24 protein-coding genes are annotated in these 16,062 nt (G+C 58.1%); all 24 read left to right on the top strand.

Annotated features, from left to right (window positions below; translation table 11 throughout):
• Positions 1-61 precede the first annotated feature (61 nt).
• Positions 62-4,381, top strand: coding sequence for a DNA-directed RNA polymerase subunit beta' (rpoC, locus tag GKO01_RS09820; RefSeq protein WP_218017431.1), 4,320 nt, complete (start codon positions 62-64; stop codon positions 4,379-4,381).
• Positions 4,382-4,758: 377 nt separating this feature from the next.
• Complete coding sequence (rpsL, locus tag GKO01_RS09815) at positions 4,759-5,130, top strand: 30S ribosomal protein S12 (RefSeq protein WP_011251969.1); 372 nt, start codon at positions 4,759-4,761, stop codon at positions 5,128-5,130.
• A 12-nt stretch (positions 5,131-5,142) separates the two neighbouring features.
• On the top strand, positions 5,143-5,619 hold the full coding sequence (gene rpsG / locus GKO01_RS09810) for a 30S ribosomal protein S7 (RefSeq protein WP_011251968.1): 477 nt from the start codon (positions 5,143-5,145) through the stop codon (positions 5,617-5,619).
• A 115-nt stretch (positions 5,620-5,734) separates the two neighbouring features.
• The gene (gene tuf, locus GKO01_RS09805) at positions 5,735-6,925 is read left to right on the top strand and encodes an elongation factor Tu (protein ID WP_099286920.1); all 1,191 of its coding nucleotides are present in this window, start codon (positions 5,735-5,737) and stop codon (positions 6,923-6,925) included.
• A gap of 120 nt (positions 6,926-7,045) precedes the next feature.
• Positions 7,046-7,354 (top strand): 30S ribosomal protein S10, encoded by a 309-nt coding sequence (rpsJ, locus tag GKO01_RS09800; RefSeq protein ID WP_007282720.1) that lies wholly within the window; start codon positions 7,046-7,048, stop codon positions 7,352-7,354.
• Between the two features lie 10 nt (positions 7,355-7,364).
• Complete coding sequence (rplC, locus tag GKO01_RS09795) at positions 7,365-8,048, top strand: 50S ribosomal protein L3 (protein WP_041110841.1); 684 nt, start codon at positions 7,365-7,367, stop codon at positions 8,046-8,048.
• 11 nt (positions 8,049-8,059) lie between these two features.
• Complete coding sequence (gene rplD, locus GKO01_RS09790) at positions 8,060-8,674, top strand: 50S ribosomal protein L4 (protein WP_099286919.1); 615 nt, start codon at positions 8,060-8,062, stop codon at positions 8,672-8,674.
• Positions 8,675-8,715: 41 nt separating this feature from the next.
• The gene (locus GKO01_RS09785) at positions 8,716-9,012 is read left to right on the top strand and encodes a 50S ribosomal protein L23 (protein ID WP_174694284.1); all 297 of its coding nucleotides are present in this window, start codon (positions 8,716-8,718) and stop codon (positions 9,010-9,012) included.
• A 16-nt stretch (positions 9,013-9,028) separates the two neighbouring features.
• Positions 9,029-9,859 carry a 50S ribosomal protein L2 gene (gene rplB, locus GKO01_RS09780; protein ID WP_099286917.1) on the top strand — a complete coding sequence of 277 codons (831 nt, stop codon included), beginning with the start codon at positions 9,029-9,031 and terminating at the stop codon, positions 9,857-9,859.
• A gap of 16 nt (positions 9,860-9,875) precedes the next feature.
• The gene (gene rpsS / locus GKO01_RS09775; protein ID WP_011251962.1) at positions 9,876-10,154 is read left to right on the top strand and encodes a 30S ribosomal protein S19; all 279 of its coding nucleotides are present in this window, start codon (positions 9,876-9,878) and stop codon (positions 10,152-10,154) included.
• 2 nt (positions 10,155-10,156) lie between these two features.
• Positions 10,157-10,585 carry a 50S ribosomal protein L22 gene (rplV, locus tag GKO01_RS09770; RefSeq protein ID WP_062029303.1) on the top strand — a complete coding sequence of 143 codons (429 nt, stop codon included), beginning with the start codon at positions 10,157-10,159 and terminating at the stop codon, positions 10,583-10,585.
• Between the two features lie 3 nt (positions 10,586-10,588).
• Positions 10,589-11,266 carry a 30S ribosomal protein S3 gene (gene rpsC / locus GKO01_RS09765; protein ID WP_011251960.1) on the top strand — a complete coding sequence of 226 codons (678 nt, stop codon included), beginning with the start codon at positions 10,589-10,591 and terminating at the stop codon, positions 11,264-11,266.
• A gap of 57 nt (positions 11,267-11,323) precedes the next feature.
• The gene (gene rplP, locus GKO01_RS09760; RefSeq protein ID WP_011251959.1) at positions 11,324-11,740 is read left to right on the top strand and encodes a 50S ribosomal protein L16; all 417 of its coding nucleotides are present in this window, start codon (positions 11,324-11,326) and stop codon (positions 11,738-11,740) included.
• Positions 11,740-11,973 carry a 50S ribosomal protein L29 gene (gene rpmC, locus GKO01_RS09755; protein WP_062029304.1) on the top strand — a complete coding sequence of 78 codons (234 nt, stop codon included), beginning with the start codon at positions 11,740-11,742 and terminating at the stop codon, positions 11,971-11,973. Before rplP ends, rpmC begins: the two co-directional genes overlap by 1 nt.
• Positions 11,974-11,986: 13 nt before the next feature.
• On the top strand, positions 11,987-12,259 hold the full coding sequence (gene rpsQ / locus GKO01_RS09750; protein WP_062029305.1) for a 30S ribosomal protein S17: 273 nt from the start codon (positions 11,987-11,989) through the stop codon (positions 12,257-12,259).
• Between the two features lie 12 nt (positions 12,260-12,271).
• Entirely contained in the window at positions 12,272-12,640 is a 369-nt protein-coding gene (gene rplN / locus GKO01_RS09745) for a 50S ribosomal protein L14 (RefSeq protein ID WP_011251956.1), read from the top strand.
• Positions 12,640-12,960: a 50S ribosomal protein L24 gene (gene rplX / locus GKO01_RS09740; RefSeq protein WP_086648726.1), complete on the top strand. Its 321-nt coding sequence runs from the start codon at positions 12,640-12,642 to the stop codon at positions 12,958-12,960. The genes rplN and rplX overlap by 1 nt, the downstream gene beginning before the upstream one ends.
• Before the next feature lie 11 nt (positions 12,961-12,971).
• Positions 12,972-13,535, top strand: a complete 564-nt coding sequence (gene rplE / locus GKO01_RS09735; RefSeq protein WP_099286916.1) for a 50S ribosomal protein L5 — start codon at positions 12,972-12,974, stop codon at positions 13,533-13,535.
• A 132-nt stretch (positions 13,536-13,667) separates the two neighbouring features.
• Positions 13,668-13,973, top strand: a complete 306-nt coding sequence (rpsN, locus tag GKO01_RS09730; RefSeq protein ID WP_011251953.1) for a 30S ribosomal protein S14 — start codon at positions 13,668-13,670, stop codon at positions 13,971-13,973.
• Positions 13,974-13,985: 12 nt separating this feature from the next.
• The gene (gene rpsH / locus GKO01_RS09725; RefSeq protein WP_011251952.1) at positions 13,986-14,384 is read left to right on the top strand and encodes a 30S ribosomal protein S8; all 399 of its coding nucleotides are present in this window, start codon (positions 13,986-13,988) and stop codon (positions 14,382-14,384) included.
• Between the two features lie 10 nt (positions 14,385-14,394).
• Positions 14,395-14,931, top strand: coding sequence for a 50S ribosomal protein L6 (rplF, locus tag GKO01_RS09720; protein WP_099286915.1), 537 nt, complete (start codon positions 14,395-14,397; stop codon positions 14,929-14,931).
• Positions 14,931-15,293: a 50S ribosomal protein L18 gene (rplR, locus tag GKO01_RS09715; protein WP_099286914.1), complete on the top strand. Its 363-nt coding sequence runs from the start codon at positions 14,931-14,933 to the stop codon at positions 15,291-15,293. The genes rplF and rplR overlap by 1 nt, the downstream gene beginning before the upstream one ends.
• 11 nt (positions 15,294-15,304) lie before the next feature.
• Positions 15,305-15,880 carry a 30S ribosomal protein S5 gene (gene rpsE / locus GKO01_RS09710; protein ID WP_099286913.1) on the top strand — a complete coding sequence of 192 codons (576 nt, stop codon included), beginning with the start codon at positions 15,305-15,307 and terminating at the stop codon, positions 15,878-15,880.
• Positions 15,873-16,061 (top strand): 50S ribosomal protein L30, encoded by a 189-nt coding sequence (gene rpmD, locus GKO01_RS09705; protein WP_011251948.1) that lies wholly within the window; start codon positions 15,873-15,875, stop codon positions 16,059-16,061. Before rpsE ends, rpmD begins: the two co-directional genes overlap by 8 nt.
• Position 16,062: the final 1 nt, after the last annotated feature.

Below are 16,062 nucleotides of genomic sequence, written 5' to 3'. Positions count from 1 at the left end.
CGCTACGGTTCATTTTTAAAGTGTCCGCGGTACGCCGCGGAACACATTGGGGTTTCGGCGCATGAACGAACTCATGAAGATCCTGGGTCAGACCGGCCAGTCGGTGACCTTCGACCAGATCAAGATCCAGCTTGCATCCAGCGAGCAGGTGCGGTCCTGGTCTTACGGCGAAATCAAGAAGCCGGAGACCATTAACTACCGGACGTTCAAACCCGAGCGTGACGGCCTGTTCTGTGCGCGTATCTTTGGCCCGATCAAGGATTACGAATGCCTCTGCGGCAAGTACAAGCGGATGAAGTTCCGTGGCATTGTCTGCGAAAAATGTGGCGTTGAAGTCACGCTGGCCAAAGTGCGTCGCGAGCGCATGGGCCATATCGAACTGGCTTCGCCTGTCGCCCATATCTGGTTCCTGAAGTCGCTGCCGAGTCGTATCGCGACCATGCTGGATCTGCCGCTCAAGGACGTCGAGCCGGTTCTGTATTTCGAGAAATTCCTAATTCTCGACAAGGGCGTCTGTGAATCCGATCAGATCGACTCTTATAAGAACGGCAAGAAGCGCGACCAGTATCTGCTGGACGAAATCCGCTGCGAAGACCTGCTGGATGAATATCCGGACGCCGGTATCGACGTCGGAATTGGTGCAGAAGCCATCAAGCGCGCGCTTTCCAGCTATGACTGGGGCATCCCGAATGATCAGGAACGCGACCTGAGCCTTGCGGCAAAGGAAAAAGGCCTGCCGGATCCGTTCGACTATGACGCTGAAGTCATGGAAGGCGATTCCGAAAAGACCATGATGCGCAAAAAGCTGCGCAAGGCCACGTCGGAAGCTGCTCGCAAGAAGCTGGTCAAGCGCCTGAAGCTGGTCGAAGCCTTCGTGGAAAGCGGTTCGCGTCCGGACTGGATGATCATGGACATCGTACCGGTTATTCCGCCGGAACTGCGTCCGCTGGTACCGCTCGATGGTGGTCGCTTCGCAACGTCCGATCTGAACGACCTGTACCGTCGCGTCATCAACCGTAACAACCGTCTGAAGCGGCTGATTGAACTGCGTGCGCCGGATATCATTGTCCGCAACGAAAAGCGCATGCTGCAGGAAGCTGTCGACGCCCTCTTCGATAACGGACGTCGTGGCCGCGCCATCACGGGCGCCAACAAGCGTCCGCTGAAGTCGCTGTCCGACATGCTGAAGGGCAAGCAGGGACGTTTCCGTCAGAACCTGCTCGGAAAGCGTGTCGATTACTCTGGTCGTTCGGTCATTGTGGTTGGTCCGGAACTGAAGCTGCATCAGTGCGGTCTTCCGAAGAAGATGGCGCTTGAGCTGTTCAAGCCGTTCATCTACTCGAAGCTTGAGAAGTATGGTCACGCCACCACCATCAAGGCTGCAAAGCGCATGGTGGAAAAAGAGCGTCCGGAAGTTTGGGATATCCTTGAAGAGGTGATCCGCGAGCATCCGGTCATGTTGAACCGCGCGCCGACGCTTCATCGTCTGGGTATTCAGGCGTTCGAGCCGACGCTGATCGAAGGCAAGGCCATCCAGCTTCATCCGCTGGTCTGCACCGCGTTCAATGCCGACTTCGACGGCGATCAGATGGCCGTTCACGTGCCGCTGTCGCTTGAAGCCCAGCTTGAAGCTCGCGTTCTGATGATGTCCACGAACAACATCCTTAGCCCCGCGAACGGCAAGCCGATCATCGTGCCGTCTCAGGATATCGTTCTGGGCCTGTATTACCTGAGCCTCGAGGTTCCGGAATACCGCGAGACGCCGGATGATGCCGTCATCAAGGATGGTAAGGTCGTCACGGCTGCTCCGCCGGCTTATTCGGATGTTGCCGAAATCGAAAGCGCCATGCTTTCCGGCTCGCTCAAGCTGCATGACAAGATCCGTCTGCGTCTGGCGACGATTGACGCTGACGGCAAGTCCGTTCGTCAGACGATCGTCACGACGCCGGGTCGCGCCCTGATCGCGCAGATCCTGCCGAAGCATCAGGCCATCCCGTTCAGCCTGATCAACAAGCAGCTGACGAAGAAGAACGTGTCCGACGTGATCGACACGGTCTATCGTCACTGTGGTCAGAAGGAAGCGGTGATTTTCTGCGACCGCCTGATGGGGCTTGGTTTCCGTCACGCTGCTCGCGCCGGTATTTCCTTCGGCAAGGATGACATGATCATTCCGGATGCCAAGGCAACGCTGGTCGGCAAGACGTCGGAAGAAGTCAAGGAGTTCGAACAGCAGTATCAGGACGGTCTGATCACGGCTGGCGAGCGCTACAACAAGGTGGTCGATGCCTGGTCACGCTGCACGGACGAAGTCCAGGCTGCGATGCTCAAGGAGATCTCCAAGCAGGTCATTGGCAAGCCGACGAACTCGGTCTGGATGATGAGCCACTCCGGTGCCCGTGGGTCGCCGGCCCAGATGAAGCAGCTCGCCGGTATGCGCGGCCTGATGGTGAAGCCTTCGGGCGAGATTATCGAGCAGCCGATTATCGCGAACTTCAAAGAAGGTCTCTCGGTTCTCGATTACTTTACGTCCAGCCACGGTGCCCGTAAGGGTCTTGCGGATACGGCGCTGAAGACGGCGAACTCGGGTTACCTGACCCGTCGTCTGGTTGACGTGGCACAGGACTGCATCATCGTCGAGCCGGATTGCGGTACGGAACGCGGTCTGACGGTTCGCGCTGTCATGGATAGCGGCGAGGTTGTTTCCTCACTGTCCGAGCGTATTCTGGGCCGTACCCTGTCCAAGGATGTGCTGCACCCGGTCACGCAGGATGTCATCCTGCCGCGTAACACGCTGATTGAGGAAGCTGAAGCTGAACTCATCGAGAAGGCGGGCGTGGAAAGCGTTGATATCCGCTCCGTTCTGACCTGCGACAGCCGCGTCGGAATCTGTGGCCACTGCTACGGTCGCGATCTGGCGCGCGGTACGCCGGTCAATATCGGTGAAGCTGTCGGCGTTATCGCTGCACAGTCCATCGGTGAGCCGGGCACCCAGCTGACGATGCGTACCTTCCATATTGGTGGTGCAGCAACGCGTGGCGCCGAGCAGTCGATGGTTGAAGCCTCGCGCGATGGTATCGTGACGATCAAGAACCGGAACGTCGTCGAGAACTCGCAGAAGGTTCTGGTTGTGATGTCGCGTAACTGCGAAATCCTGCTGACCGACGAGAACGGTGTGGAGCGTGCCCGCTATCGTGTACCTTACGGTGCGCGTCTGATGGTCTCTGAAGGTGAAGCGGTGACGCGGACCCAGAAGATGGCCGAGTGGGACCCGTACACCCTGCCGATCATCACCGAGCAGGCTGGTACGGTCGAATATCTCGACCTGATCGACAGTATCACGCTCGTCGAGCGTATGGATGAAGTCACGGGTCTGAGTTCTAAGGTCGTCGTTGACTACAAGCAGGCAGCAAAGGGTGTGGACCTGCGTCCGCGTCTGCAGCTCAAAGATGCTTCCGGAAACGTCGTCAAACTCGCCAACGGTAACGATGCCCGCTACTTCCTTTCGCCGGACAGTATTCTGTCGGTGGAGAACGGAGCAGAGGTCAATGCCGGTGACGTGCTGGCCCGTATTCCTCGCGAGGGGTCCAAGACGCGTGACATTACGGGTGGTCTGCCGCGTGTGGCCGAACTCTTCGAGGCGCGTCGTCCGAAGGATCATGCGATCATCGCCGAAGGCGAGGGGCGTATTGAATTCGGTAAGGACTACAAGTCCAAGCGCTGTGTCATCGTCAAGAACGACGACACAGGTGAGGAGACGCAGTACCTGATCCCGAAGGGTAAGCACGTTTCCGTTCAGGAAGGCGACTTCGTCCAGAAGGGCGATCCGCTGGTCGACGGTCCGCGCGTGCCGCATGACATTCTCAAGGTTATGGGTGTCGAGGCTCTGTCTGATTATCTCGTCAACGAAATCCAGGACGTCTATCGACTGCAGGGCGTGAAGATCAATGACAAGCATATCGAAGTCATTGTTCGTCAGATGCTGCAGAAGGTGGAAATCCTCGAGCCGGGTGATTCGACCTATCTGATCGGCGAGACGGTGGATCGTATCGAGTACGAGGGTGAAAACCAGCGTTTGCTTGAGAACGGGGATACGCCTGCGAAGGCCATGCCGGTTCTGCAAGGCATCACAAAGGCCTCGTTGCAGACGCAGTCCTTCATCTCTGCGGCCTCCTTCCAGGAGACGACACGCGTCCTCACGGATGCGGCAACGTCGGGTAAGGTCGACACCCTCAACGGTCTTAAGGAGAACGTGATTGTCGGACGTCTGATCCCGGCAGGAACGGGCAGTGTGATGAACCGTCTGCGGGGCATCGCGGCCACTCAGGACCGTCAGCGTGTTGGTGGAACGTCGCAGACAGCTGTCGAAGACGCGGCGGAATGAAAACGCGATCCCCGCTTTTAAAGAAAGCGGGGATCATCGCGTCCCGATTCTGGAAACTTTCAGTGCAGAATCGGGCCATTTCAGCTGAACCACTTGACTTGGCGTCGAACCCTTCGTAGGTTCCGCGCCCTCGGCACATGCCTTCTCGGAAGGCTGAAAGAGCCGACGAAGTTTAAAGAATCGCATGCGGTGCCGCTAATTTCCCTTTGGGAAAAATGCCAAGGCCGCACGCTGGAGAGAGAAGGGAACAGTTCAGGCTGTTTCCTTTTCACGATGTGGAAATGGCAGGCGGTCCTACCGCATGTCGGTTGGAACAAATGTCACGACAGGAACAGCAATGTTGCTGTCTGAAATAGGACAAGGATTGGGAAGGGCGCATGCCGACCATCAACCAGTTGATCGCGAACGGCCGTGAGCCGGCCGCAAAGCGGAACAAGGTCCCCGCACTGCAGGGCTGCCCGCAGAAGCGCGGCGTTTGCACGCGTGTGTATACCGTAACGCCGAAGAAGCCGAACTCCGCTCTGCGTAAGGTCGCCAAGGTGCGTCTGACCAACGGGTATGAGGTCGTGAGCTACATTCCGGGTGAAGGTCATAACCTTCAGGAACACAGTGTTGTTCTGATCCGTGGTGGCCGCGTGAAGGATCTTCCTGGCGTCCGTTATCACATCCTGCGTGGTGTGCTTGATACACAGGGTCTCGCCAAGCGTCGTCAGCGTCGTTCGCTGTATGGCGCGAAGCGTCCGAAGTAAGAGGTATTTGGAATGAGTCGCCGTCACCGCGCTGTAAAGCGCGAGATCCTTCCCGATCCGAAGTTCGGAGACGTCGTCATTACGCGCTTCATGAATGCGCTGATGTACGATGGTAAGAAATCCACTGCCGAGGGCATCGTTTACGGTGCGCTCGAAGTCATGCGCCGTCGCGGCGGCACGACTGCAGATCCGGTGGCCATGTTCCACTCGGCTCTGGACAACGTGAAGCCTGCGGTTGAAGTCCGTTCGCGTCGCGTCGGTGGCGCAACCTATCAGGTTCCGGTTGAAGTCCGCGCTGAGCGTCGTCAGGCCCTCGCGATCCGCTGGCTGATCGACGCCTCCCGCAAACGTGGCGAGAACACGATGCAGGAGCGTCTGTCCAACGAACTGATGGATGCGGTCAACAATCGTGGCTCCGCTGTCAAGAAGCGCGAAGACACGCACCGCATGGCTGAAGCCAACAAGGCATTCAGCCACTATCGCTGGTAATCAGAACCGGTTAAAGGGCTTCCGGCAGTGTCACGATCTCGGGATCGTACACTGACCGGTTTGAACTTTCAGTCTTACTCCCGTTCCAGGTGGAGCGGGGTTTTGGAGAAAGACGATGGCAAAGGCTAAATTTGAGCGGACGAAGCCGCACTGCAACATCGGCACCATCGGTCACGTCGATCACGGCAAGACCTCGCTGACTGCTGCAATCACCAAGGTGCTGGCAAAGTCCGGTGGCGCAACGTTCAGCGCCTACGACCAGATCGACAAGGCTCCTGAAGAGCGCGCTCGTGGCATCACCATTTCCACGGCTCACGTTGAGTACGAGACGGCCAACCGTCACTATGCTCACGTCGACTGCCCGGGCCATGCTGACTACGTGAAGAACATGATCACGGGTGCAGCTCAGATGGACGGCGCAATTCTCGTCGTTTCCGCTGCTGACGGTCCGATGCCCCAGACGCGTGAGCACATCCTGCTCGCTCGTCAGGTCGGTGTTCCGGCTCTGGTCGTGTTCCTGAACAAGGTTGACCAGGTTGATGACCCGGAGCTGCTTGAGCTCGTGGAAATGGAAGTTCGTGAACTTCTGTCTTCCTACCAGTTCCCGGGCGACGATATCCCCATCGTCAAGGGCTCCGCTCTTGTGACGCTGGAAGATGGCGATGCAGCAATCGGTGAAGACCGCGTTCTCGAACTGATGACGCAGGTTGACGCTTACATCCCGCAGCCGGAGCGTCCGGTTGACCGTCCGTTCCTGATGCCGATCGAAGACGTGTTCTCGATCTCGGGTCGTGGTACGGTTGTCACGGGTCGTGTTGAGCGCGGCGTTGTCAACGTGGGTGACGAAGTCGAAATCGTCGGCCTGAAGGACACCATCAAGACGACCGTTACGGGCGTTGAGATGTTCCGCAAGCTGCTCGATCGCGGTGAAGCCGGTGACAACATCGGTGCACTGGTTCGTGGCACGAAGCGTGAAGACGTCGAGCGTGGCCAGGTTCTGGCAAAGCCCGGCTCCATCACGCCGCACAAGAACTTCAAGGCTGAGGCTTATATCCTCACGAAGGAAGAGGGCGGTCGTCACACGCCGTTCTTCACGAACTATCGCCCGCAGTTCTATTTCCGTACGACTGACGTCACGGGCGTCGTGACGCTGCCGGAAGGCACGGAAATGGTCATGCCGGGTGATAACGTTGCCATGGACGTGGAGCTGATCGCTCCGATCGCCATGGACGAAGGCCTGCGCTTCGCGATCCGCGAAGGTGGCCGTACCGTGGGTGCCGGTGTGGTTTCTTCCATCACCGCCTAAAGTCCTGCGTTTAGCTGTTGGCTTTGACAGCCCCGGTCAGATTTTTTCTGACCGGGGTTCCCTTTCAGGGGCAATGGCAGTAGGACGACACCCGAATTTTTGAGTTGGACGAACAAGAACATGGACAACCAGAACATCCGCATTCGCCTTAAGGCGTACGATCATCGCGTGCTGGACAACAGCACCAAAGAGATCGTAAACACGGCGAAGCGTACGGGTGCGCGGGTTCGGGGTCCGATCCCGCTGCCGACGCATATCGAACGGTTCACGGTGAACCGCTCGCCACACGTGGATAAGAAAAGCCGCGAACAGTTCGAAATTCGGACTCACCGCCGGCTGCTCGACATTGTCGAGCCGACCCCGCAGACCGTGGACGCCCTCATGAAGCTCGACCTCGCCGCTGGCGTGGACGTCGAGATCAAACTCTAAGGTCCAGACGATGCGAACCGGATTGATTGCAAAGAAGCTGGGAATGACCCGGCTGTTTAAGGAAGATGGCACGCATGTGCCTGTGACGGTCCTTCACCTTGACAATGTCGAGGTTGTGGATGCCCGCACGAACGAGCGCGATGGCTACACCGCCATTCAGCTCGGACTTGGTAATGCCAAGGTGAAGAATGTCACCAAGGCGAACCGTGGCCATTTCGCTCGGACCAAGGTCGAGCCAAAGAAGCATCTGGCAGAGTTCCGCGTCTCAGAAGACGCCCTGCTGGAAGCTGGAACCAAGCTGTCCGCTGCTCACTTCGTTGTGGGGCAGAAAGTTGACGTCACGGGCCAGAGCAAGGGCAAGGGTTTTGCGGGTGTTATGAAGCGTCATAACTTCGCAGGTCTCGAAGCGTCCCACGGCGTCTCCATCAGCCACCGTTCCCATGGTTCTACAGGCCAGCGCCAGGATCCTGGCAAGGTCTTCAAGGGAAAGAAGATGGCAGGTCACATGGGTGACGAGCGTGTTACCACGCTGAACCTTGAGATCGCTGCCGTGGATGAAGAGCGCAACCTGATCATGGTCAGGGGGGCAATTCCTGGTGCGAAGAACGGCCTTGTGCTGATTCGCGATGCAATCAAGAAGGCTCGCCATGCTGATGCGCCGTACCCGGCAGCAACAGTGGCAGCCGCCGGTTGAGGACGAGGGGCATGGAATACGATATCAAGACCCTCGATAATGGTAGCGCAGGCTCTGTCGCGCTTCCGGAAGAGATTTTCGCAGTCACTCCGCGCTCTGACATTATGGCACGCGTCGTGCACTGGCAGCTGGCAAAGCGCCGCGCCGGTACGCACCGTACCAAGGGCATGGGTGAGATTTCTGGCACGACCAAGAAGCCTTTCCGTCAGAAGGGCACGGGTTCTGCCCGTCAGGGCTCCCTGCGTGCGCCGCAGTTCCGTACGGGTGGCGTTGTTCATGGTCCGGTCGTTCGCGATCACGGCTATGACCTTCCCAAGAAGGTCCGTCGTCTCGGCCTGATCTGCGCCCTGTCGCAGAAGGCTGCCGAGGGCAAGTTGATCGTTCTCGACGCAGCCAACGGTGTCACCAAGACCCGTGAAGCCGCAGCGAAGATCAAGGCTCTGGGCTGGACGTCCGCGCTGATCGTTGATGGCGCTGTTGACGAGCAATTCGCTCGCGCAATCGCTAATCTGCCGAAGATCGACGTTCTGCCGACCATTGGTGCAAACGTCTATGACATCCTCAACCACGACGTGCTGGTCATCACCCGCGCCGGTCTTGAGGGTCTTAAGGAGCGTCTGGCATGACCACCAATACCGTCATGAACGCACACAAGACTGCACAGAACATGTCTCAGGAAACCCTGTATGACGTGATCCGTGCACCGCTGATCACCGAAAAGGCCACGCTTCTTTCCGAGCGTAACCAGGTGGTGTTCAAGGTCGCTCCTAGTGCGACGAAGCCTCAGATCAAGGTCGCGGTTGAGAAGCTCTTCAACGTAAAGGTGACCGGCGTGAGCACGCTGGTCCAGAAGGGCAAGGTCAAGCGCGTCAAGGGTCGTCCCGGCCGTCGCTCGGACATCAAGAAGGCGTATGTACAGCTTGCTGAAGGTCAGTCCATTGACCTTACAGCCAAGCTGGGCTGACGCGGGGTAGGATACCATGGCACTCAAGCACTTTAATCCCACGACGCCGAGCACACGCGGCACCGTGCTGATTGATCGCAGCGAGCTCTTCAAGGGCAAGCCGATCAAGCAGCTCACGGAAGGCAAGAACAAGTCCGGCGGCCGTAACAACCACGGTCGTACCACAGTTCGTTTCCGTGGCGGCGGGCACAAGCAGTCCTATCGTTATGTCGACTTCAAGCGTCGCAAGTTCGATGTGGCTGCAACGGTCGAGCGTCTCGAATACGATCCGAACCGCACGGCATTCATTGCTCTGATCAAGTATGAAGACGGCGAACTCGCCTACATCCTTGCTCCGCAGCGCGTGAAGGTTGGCGATCGCGTCATCTCCGGCGCCCACACGGACGTCAAACCTGGCAACGCCATGCCGCTGGGTGCAATGCCGGTCGGAACGATCGTGCATAACATTGAGCTGAAGCAGGGCGCTGGCGGCAAGCTGGCCCGTTCCGCTGGAACCTATGCCCAGCTGGTCGGCAAGGACGCCGGTTACGCTCAGATCAAGCTGCAGTCCGGTGAGCTGCGTCTTGTTCGTGGTGAATGCATGGCAACCGTTGGTGCCGTGTCCAACCCGGACAACATGAATCAGCACATGGGCAAGGCTGGTCGTTCCCGCTGGCTCGGACGTCGTCCGCACAACCGTGGCGTTGTCATGAACCCGGTCGACCATCCGCATGGTGGTGGTGAAGGCCGGACCTCTGGTGGCCGTCACCCGGTTACGCCGTGGGGTGTTCCGACCAAGGGTTACAAGACGCGTGTTAACAAAAAGACGGATAGCCTGATCATCCGTCGCCGTAAGTCCGGCAAGTAAGAGGGGGCAAACAGAGATGGCACGTTCCGTCTGGAAGGGCCCGTTCGTTGACGGGTATCTGTTCGGCAAGGCCGAAGCGTCGCGCGCTTCGGGTCGTAATGAAGTGATCAAGATTTGGTCGCGTCGTTCGACGATCCTTCCGCAGTTCGTTGGACTTACGTTCGGCGTCTATAATGGTCACAAGTTCCTGCCAGTGCAGGTCACGGAGAACATGGTCGGTCACAAGTTCGGTGAGTTCTCGCCGACACGGACCTATACCGGTCATGGCTCTGACAAGAAGTCGAAGCGGGGCTGAAAATGAGCAAGCCAAAGCATATCCGCACGCTTGCTGACACGGAAGCGCAGGCTATCGCCCGCAATATCCGCGTCAGCCCGCAAAAGCTGAACCTGGTTGCGGCAATGATCCGCAATCAGCCGGCTGACAAGGCTATCGCAGCTCTTGCCTTCTCGCGTCGTCGTATCGCGCAGCAGGTCAAGAAGACTCTTGAGAGCGCCGTGGCCAACGCTGAGAACAACCATCAGCTCGATGTCGATCAACTGGTGGTCAAGACTGCAGAAGTCGGCAAGTCCATTGTCATGAAGCGTTTCCACGCTCGTGGCCGTGGCCGTTCTTCTCAGATCCAGAAGTTCTTCAGCCACCTGAAGATTGTTGTTGCCGAGCGTGCGGAAGCACCGGAAGAGACGAAGCCGTCTCGCGGAACCAACAAAGAGCAGAAGGCAGCCTGATCCATGGGACATAAGGTCAATCCGATCGGGCTTCGGCTCGGCGTCAACCGTACCTGGGACAGCCGCTGGTACGCTGGTCAAGACTATGCGCGTCTGCTGCATGAAGATCTGAAGCTTCGTGCGTTCCTGCGTCGCAAGCTGTCCGGCGCAGGCGTGTCCCGCGTTGTTATCGAGCGTCCGGCAAAGAAGCCCCGCGTGACGATCTACGCTGCCCGTCCGGGCGTCGTGATCGGCAAGAAGGGTCAGGACATCGACGCGCTCCGCAAAGAACTGAGCCGTATGGCGAAGACCGATGTGGCGCTGAACATCGTCGAGATCCGCAAGCCGGAAATCGACGCCACTCTCGTTGCCGAGAACATCGCTCAGCAGCTGGAGCGTCGCGTTGCATTCCGTCGTGCCATGAAGCGCGCAATCCAGTCCGCAATGCGTCTGGGGGCCCAGGGCATCCGGATCACCTGCGGTGGTCGTCTGGGTGGTGCTGAAATCGCCCGTGCCGAAAAGTATCGTGAGGGACGCGTTCCCCTGCATACGCTTCGCGCCGATATCGATTACGGTACGGCAACTGCCAAGACAACGTATGGTACCTGCGGTGTGAAGGTATGGATCTTCAAGGGTGAGATCCTGGCTCATGACCCGCTGGCACAGGATCGTCGTGCTGCGGAGCAGGCTCCCCAGCGCTAAGACTGTGAGCGAAAGCTCACAGTTCCTTTGCTGGTGCTGATTTGAGGATTTAACAACATGCTTTCCCCGAAGCGGACAAAGTTTCGTAAGGCCCACAAGGGCCGCATTCACGGTCTGGCGAAAAGCGGAACCCAGCTGAACTTCGGTGCCTTTGGCCTGAAGGCGCTGGAGCCGGAGCGGATTACCGCTCGCCAGATCGAAGCCTCCCGTCGTGCGATCACGCGTGCCATGAAGCGTGCCGGTCGCGTGTGGATTCGTATCTTTCCGGACACTCCGGTCTCGACAAAGCCTGCAGAAGTGCGTATGGGCTCCGGTAAGGGTAACCCCGAGTACTGGGCCGCACGTGTCAAGCCGGGTCGTATCCTGTTCGAGATCGAAGGCGTTCCGCCTGAGGTTGCCAAGCTGGCCCTGAGTCTGGGGGCTGCAAAGCTTCCGATCAAGACCAAGTTCGTTCAGCGTATCGGAGACGCGTAATGGCCGACACGTACAAGCCTGCCGATCTGCGCGCGAAAAGCGAAGATGAGCTGAATGCTCTTCTGCTCGACCTCAAGCGCGAACAGATCAACCATCGTTTTTCGGCTGCCACTGGGCAGTCGGAGAACACAAGCCGCGTCAAGGTCGTGCGCCGTGCAGTAGCACGTATCAAGACACTGGCTCACACATCGAAGAACCGTGCGGGCGCCAAAACGTCCGCCGCTAAGTCCTGAGAGGAGACGGACGATGCCAAGGCGCGTCCTGACGGGTCGGGTCACGAGCGACAAGATGGACAAGACGGTTACCGTTCTTGTCGATCGTCGCATCATGCACCCGCTCTACAAGAAGTTTATTCGCCGCTCCAAGAAGTACGCGGCTCATGACGAAGAGAACGTCTGCCAGACGGGTGATCTGGTTCGCATTGAAGAATGCGCACCGATCTCCAAGCGCAAGACGTGGTCTGTCGTGTCGCGCAACGGCGAGGAGCTGGCTTCAGCATCCTCTTCCGTCAGCGCATAAGGGGGTAGGCACATGATTCATCCCGAGACCAACCTTGACGTCGCCGATAACTCCGGCGCACGTCGGGTGCAGTGCATCAAGGTGCTGGGCGGCTCCAAGCGGAAGACTGCCTCGGTCGGCGACGTCATTGTCGTGTCCGTCAAGGAAGCAATTCCCCGCGGCAAGGTGAAGAAGGGTGACGTCCATCAGGCCGTTATCGTTCGCACCTCCTACCCGGTTCGTCGTGCAGATGGCTCCGCCATCCGTTTCGACAAGAACGCTGCTGTTCTGCTGAACAAGCAGCAGGAGCCGATCGGTACGCGTATCTTTGGCCCGGTGGTTCGTGAGCTGCGTGCGCGCAAGTTCATGAAGATCATCTCGCTGGCTCCGGAGGTGCTGTAATGGCTGCTCGTATCAAAAAGGGTGATCAGGTTCTGGTCCTCTCCGGCAAGTCCCGTGGTGTTCGCGGCGAAGTTCTCGCTGTGATGCCGAAGGCCGAAAAGGCTGTTGTGCGCGGCGTGGCAATTGCCAAGCGTCACACGAAGCCCAACCGCACAGGCGGAGAAGGTGGAATCATCGAGCGCGAAATGCCGATCCATCTCTCCAACCTGAAGCTGGTTGACCCGAAGAGCGGCAAGCCGACACGCGTTGGTTTCCGCATTCTGGAAGACGGTCGCAAGGTTCGTGTTGCCAAGGCAACCGGCGAAGTGATCGAAGGCTGAGGAACGCAACAATGAGCGAACAGAAGAACGCTTTGCCGCGTCTGCACCAGCGTTACGAAGATGTGCTGAAGAAGCAGCTTCGTGAGCAGTTTGGTTATGCCAATGAACTCCAGGTTCCTAAGCTCGAGAAGATCGTGCTGAACATGGGCGTTGGTGAAGCCGCCGGTGACCAGAAGAAGCTTGATGCCGCTTTTGCGGAAATGACCGTGATTTCGGGTCAGAAGCCTGTCAAGACCCTTGCTCGCAAGGCTATTGCTGGATTCAAGATCCGCGAAGGTCTCCCCATTGGCTGTAAGGTCACGCTTCGTCGTGCCCGCATGTATGAGTTTCTTGACCGTCTGGTGACGATCGCCATGCCACGTATCCGCGATTTCCGCGGCCTGCCGGCAAACAAGGGCTTTGATGGACACGGTAACTTTGCCATGGGCATCAAGGAACAGATCGTGTTTCCTGAGATCGAGTATGACAAGATCGATGCCGTTCGCGGTATGGACATCATTTTCGTGACCAGCGCCAAGTCTGATGCTGAAGCAAAGGCCCTGCTGAAGGCCTTTGATCTGCCGTTCAACGGCTGATCCATAATTTTTCAGACCGATCACGGTTAAAATCAGGATTCGGCCTTCCATTGGAAGGCCGCTTTCCTTTATAGACACGCTGATTGGAAAACCGTCGGGATAGGCCTGACAGGTTCCGGGAGAAAATTCGAGATGGCGAAGGTCTCAGCGGTAAACCGTAATAACCATCGCGCTGCCCTGGTGAAGCGCGACAAGGAAAAGCGGACCGCTCTCAAGAACATCATCAAGGATCGTACACTGTCGGTTGAAGACCGCTTTGATGCGACCCTTAAGCTGGCCCAGATGCCGCGCAATGGATCCGCGACCCGCGTCCGTCTGCGTTGCAAGCTTTCTGGTCGCCCCCGTGCCAACTATCGCAAGTTCGAACTGAGCCGTATTGCTCTGCGTGATCTTGCCTCCGCCGGCCAGATTCCTGGCATGGTCAAGTCGAGCTGGTAAAGGGTAGATCGAATGTCTTTGTCTGATCCACTGGGCGATATGCTGACCCGGATCCGCAATGCGCAGCGTGCCCGTCATGCTGTCTGCGTTGCGCCTGCATCCAAGCTGCGCGCAAGCGTTCTGGAAGCCCTGAAGCGTGAAGGCTACATCCGTGGCTTCGCTGCTGAAGAGCTCCGCAAGGGTGTTGCACAGCTCCGTATTGAGCTGAAGTATGTAGAAGGCCAGCCGGTCATCAAGGAAATCCATCGCGTTTCCAAGCCAGGCCGTCGCGTCTACTCGAAGATCAAGGAACTTCCGCGCGTTTATGCCGGCCTTGGTGTGTCGATCCTGTCCACCCCGCGTGGCGTCCTGTCGGACGTCGAGGCTCGCGCTGCCAACGTTGGCGGCGAGGTCCTCTGCCGCGTCTTCTAAGGAGGGTCGCATGTCTCGCGTAGGTAAATATCCCGTCGAAGTTCCGGCTGGCGTGCAGGTTTCCATTGCTGATGGCATCTTCAAAGCCAAGGGCAAGCTGGGTGAACTGACCGTTCCGGTTTCCCGTCATGTGGAAGTCAAGATTGAAGGCAGCAATGTTTCCGTTGCTCCTCTTGGTCGTCGTTCGCGTGAAAACTGGACCATGTGGGGAACCACCCGCGCTCTGATCGCCAATACGGTCAAGGGTGTGTCGGACGGCTTCACCAAGGGGCTTGAAATTCAGGGTACGGGTTTCCGTGCTGCTGTTCAGGGCTCGAACCTGGTGATGAACCTCGGCTTCTCGCACGATGTTGTCTATCCGATTCCGGAAGGCATCAAGATCACCACGCCGCGTCCGACCGCGATTGTCGTTGAAGGTAACGACAAGCAGCGTGTTGGTCAGGTTGCGCTCGATATCCGCAGCTTCCGCAAGCCTGAGCCTTACAAGGGCAAGGGTGTTCGGTATGAGACCGAGGTTCTGCGTCGCAAGGAAGGTAAGAAGAAGTAATGGCAACGCAGCAAGGATTGCAGGAACGCCGCCGTCAGCGGCTGCGCTTCCAGCTTCGTCGCAAGAGCGGCGGCCGGCCGCGTCTGTCGGTCTTCCGTTCCAGCAAGCACATTCATGCCCAGATCATCGACGATGCACAGGGCCGTACGCTCGCCAGCGCCTCTACGCTGGAAAAGACGCTTCGCGATGCTGGTAAGACCGGTGCCGACGTGTCTGCGGCCACGGCTATCGGTAAGCTGATTGCCGAACGCGGTGTTGCAGCTGGTGTGAAGACTGTCGTGTTCGATCGCGGCTCTTATCTGTATCATGGCCGGGTCAAGGCCCTGGCAGAGGCTGCCCGTGAGGGCGGACTCTCGTTCTAAGGAGATCACACATGGCACGTGAGCCAAGAGAAGGCGGCCGTGGTGGTCGTGAACGCGAGCAGGGCGATGATCTGATCGACAAGCTCGTCACCATCAACCGTGTTGCCAAAGTCGTAAAGGGTGGTCGCCGTTTTGCGTTCGCTGCCCTCGTTGTTGTCGGTGACCAGAAGGGTCGTGTTGGTTACGGTGCGGGCAAGGCTCGTGAAGTTCCCGAAGCGATCCGCAAGGCAACCGAGCGTGCAAAGCGCACGATGATCCGCGTGCCGATGAAGGAAGGTCGTACCCTTCATCACGACACGTTCGGTCATTACGGTGCTGGCAAGGTTGTTGTTCGTGCGGCTGAAGCCGGTACGGGTATCATTGCTGGTGGTCCAATGCGTGCAGTGTTCGAAAGTCTTGGCGTTAATGACGTCGTTGCCAAGAGCCTGGGAACACGGAACCCGCATAACATGATCAAGGCGACGTTTGCTGCGCTCGAAAAGGCCAGCAGCCCGCGTCATGTTGCGTCCCGTCGCGGCAAGAAAGCTGCTGAACTGTTTGGCAAGCGCGAGCAGGGCCAGACGGAAGCGGAGGTGACAAATGGCTGAGAATGGCAAGACCGTTCAGGTTACGCAGATCGCTTCGGTCATCGGTCGTAAACCGGGCCAGGCTGAGACCATCACCGGTCTTGGTCTGCGTGGAATTGGTTCCACGCGCACGCTGGAGGATACTCCCGCCGTGCGTGGAATGATCCGCAAGGTTGCCCACCTCATCAAGGTGGAGGGTTGAA

The sequence above is a fragment of the Gluconobacter kondonii genome, assembly GCF_002723995.1.
Lineage (GTDB): Bacteria > Pseudomonadota > Alphaproteobacteria > Acetobacterales > Acetobacteraceae > Gluconobacter > Gluconobacter kondonii.
Note: the sequence above shows the minus strand (reverse complement) of the source record. Positions and strands in the feature narration are given on the sequence as shown.

Coding starts and splice junctions, on each gene's coding strand:
- rpoC (WP_218017431.1), top strand. CDS start 62: ATGAACGAACTCATGAAGATCCTGGGTCAGACCGGCCAGTCGGTGACC.
- rpsL (WP_011251969.1), top strand. CDS start 4,759: ATGCCGACCATCAACCAGTTGATCGCGAACGGCCGTGAGCCGGCCGCA.
- rpsG (WP_011251968.1), top strand. CDS start 5,143: ATGAGTCGCCGTCACCGCGCTGTAAAGCGCGAGATCCTTCCCGATCCG.
- tuf (WP_099286920.1), top strand. CDS start 5,735: ATGGCAAAGGCTAAATTTGAGCGGACGAAGCCGCACTGCAACATCGGC.
- rpsJ (WP_007282720.1), top strand. CDS start 7,046: ATGGACAACCAGAACATCCGCATTCGCCTTAAGGCGTACGATCATCGC.
- rplC (WP_041110841.1), top strand. CDS start 7,365: ATGCGAACCGGATTGATTGCAAAGAAGCTGGGAATGACCCGGCTGTTT.
- rplD (WP_099286919.1), top strand. CDS start 8,060: ATGGAATACGATATCAAGACCCTCGATAATGGTAGCGCAGGCTCTGTC.
- GKO01_RS09785 (WP_174694284.1), top strand. CDS start 8,716: ATGTCTCAGGAAACCCTGTATGACGTGATCCGTGCACCGCTGATCACC.
- rplB (WP_099286917.1), top strand. CDS start 9,029: ATGGCACTCAAGCACTTTAATCCCACGACGCCGAGCACACGCGGCACC.
- rpsS (WP_011251962.1), top strand. CDS start 9,876: ATGGCACGTTCCGTCTGGAAGGGCCCGTTCGTTGACGGGTATCTGTTC.
- rplV (WP_062029303.1), top strand. CDS start 10,157: ATGAGCAAGCCAAAGCATATCCGCACGCTTGCTGACACGGAAGCGCAG.
- rpsC (WP_011251960.1), top strand. CDS start 10,589: ATGGGACATAAGGTCAATCCGATCGGGCTTCGGCTCGGCGTCAACCGT.
- rplP (WP_011251959.1), top strand. CDS start 11,324: ATGCTTTCCCCGAAGCGGACAAAGTTTCGTAAGGCCCACAAGGGCCGC.
- rpmC (WP_062029304.1), top strand. CDS start 11,740: ATGGCCGACACGTACAAGCCTGCCGATCTGCGCGCGAAAAGCGAAGAT.
- rpsQ (WP_062029305.1), top strand. CDS start 11,987: ATGCCAAGGCGCGTCCTGACGGGTCGGGTCACGAGCGACAAGATGGAC.
- rplN (WP_011251956.1), top strand. CDS start 12,272: ATGATTCATCCCGAGACCAACCTTGACGTCGCCGATAACTCCGGCGCA.
- rplX (WP_086648726.1), top strand. CDS start 12,640: ATGGCTGCTCGTATCAAAAAGGGTGATCAGGTTCTGGTCCTCTCCGGC.
- rplE (WP_099286916.1), top strand. CDS start 12,972: ATGAGCGAACAGAAGAACGCTTTGCCGCGTCTGCACCAGCGTTACGAA.
- rpsN (WP_011251953.1), top strand. CDS start 13,668: ATGGCGAAGGTCTCAGCGGTAAACCGTAATAACCATCGCGCTGCCCTG.
- rpsH (WP_011251952.1), top strand. CDS start 13,986: ATGTCTTTGTCTGATCCACTGGGCGATATGCTGACCCGGATCCGCAAT.
- rplF (WP_099286915.1), top strand. CDS start 14,395: ATGTCTCGCGTAGGTAAATATCCCGTCGAAGTTCCGGCTGGCGTGCAG.
- rplR (WP_099286914.1), top strand. CDS start 14,931: ATGGCAACGCAGCAAGGATTGCAGGAACGCCGCCGTCAGCGGCTGCGC.
- rpsE (WP_099286913.1), top strand. CDS start 15,305: ATGGCACGTGAGCCAAGAGAAGGCGGCCGTGGTGGTCGTGAACGCGAG.
- rpmD (WP_011251948.1), top strand. CDS start 15,873: ATGGCTGAGAATGGCAAGACCGTTCAGGTTACGCAGATCGCTTCGGTC.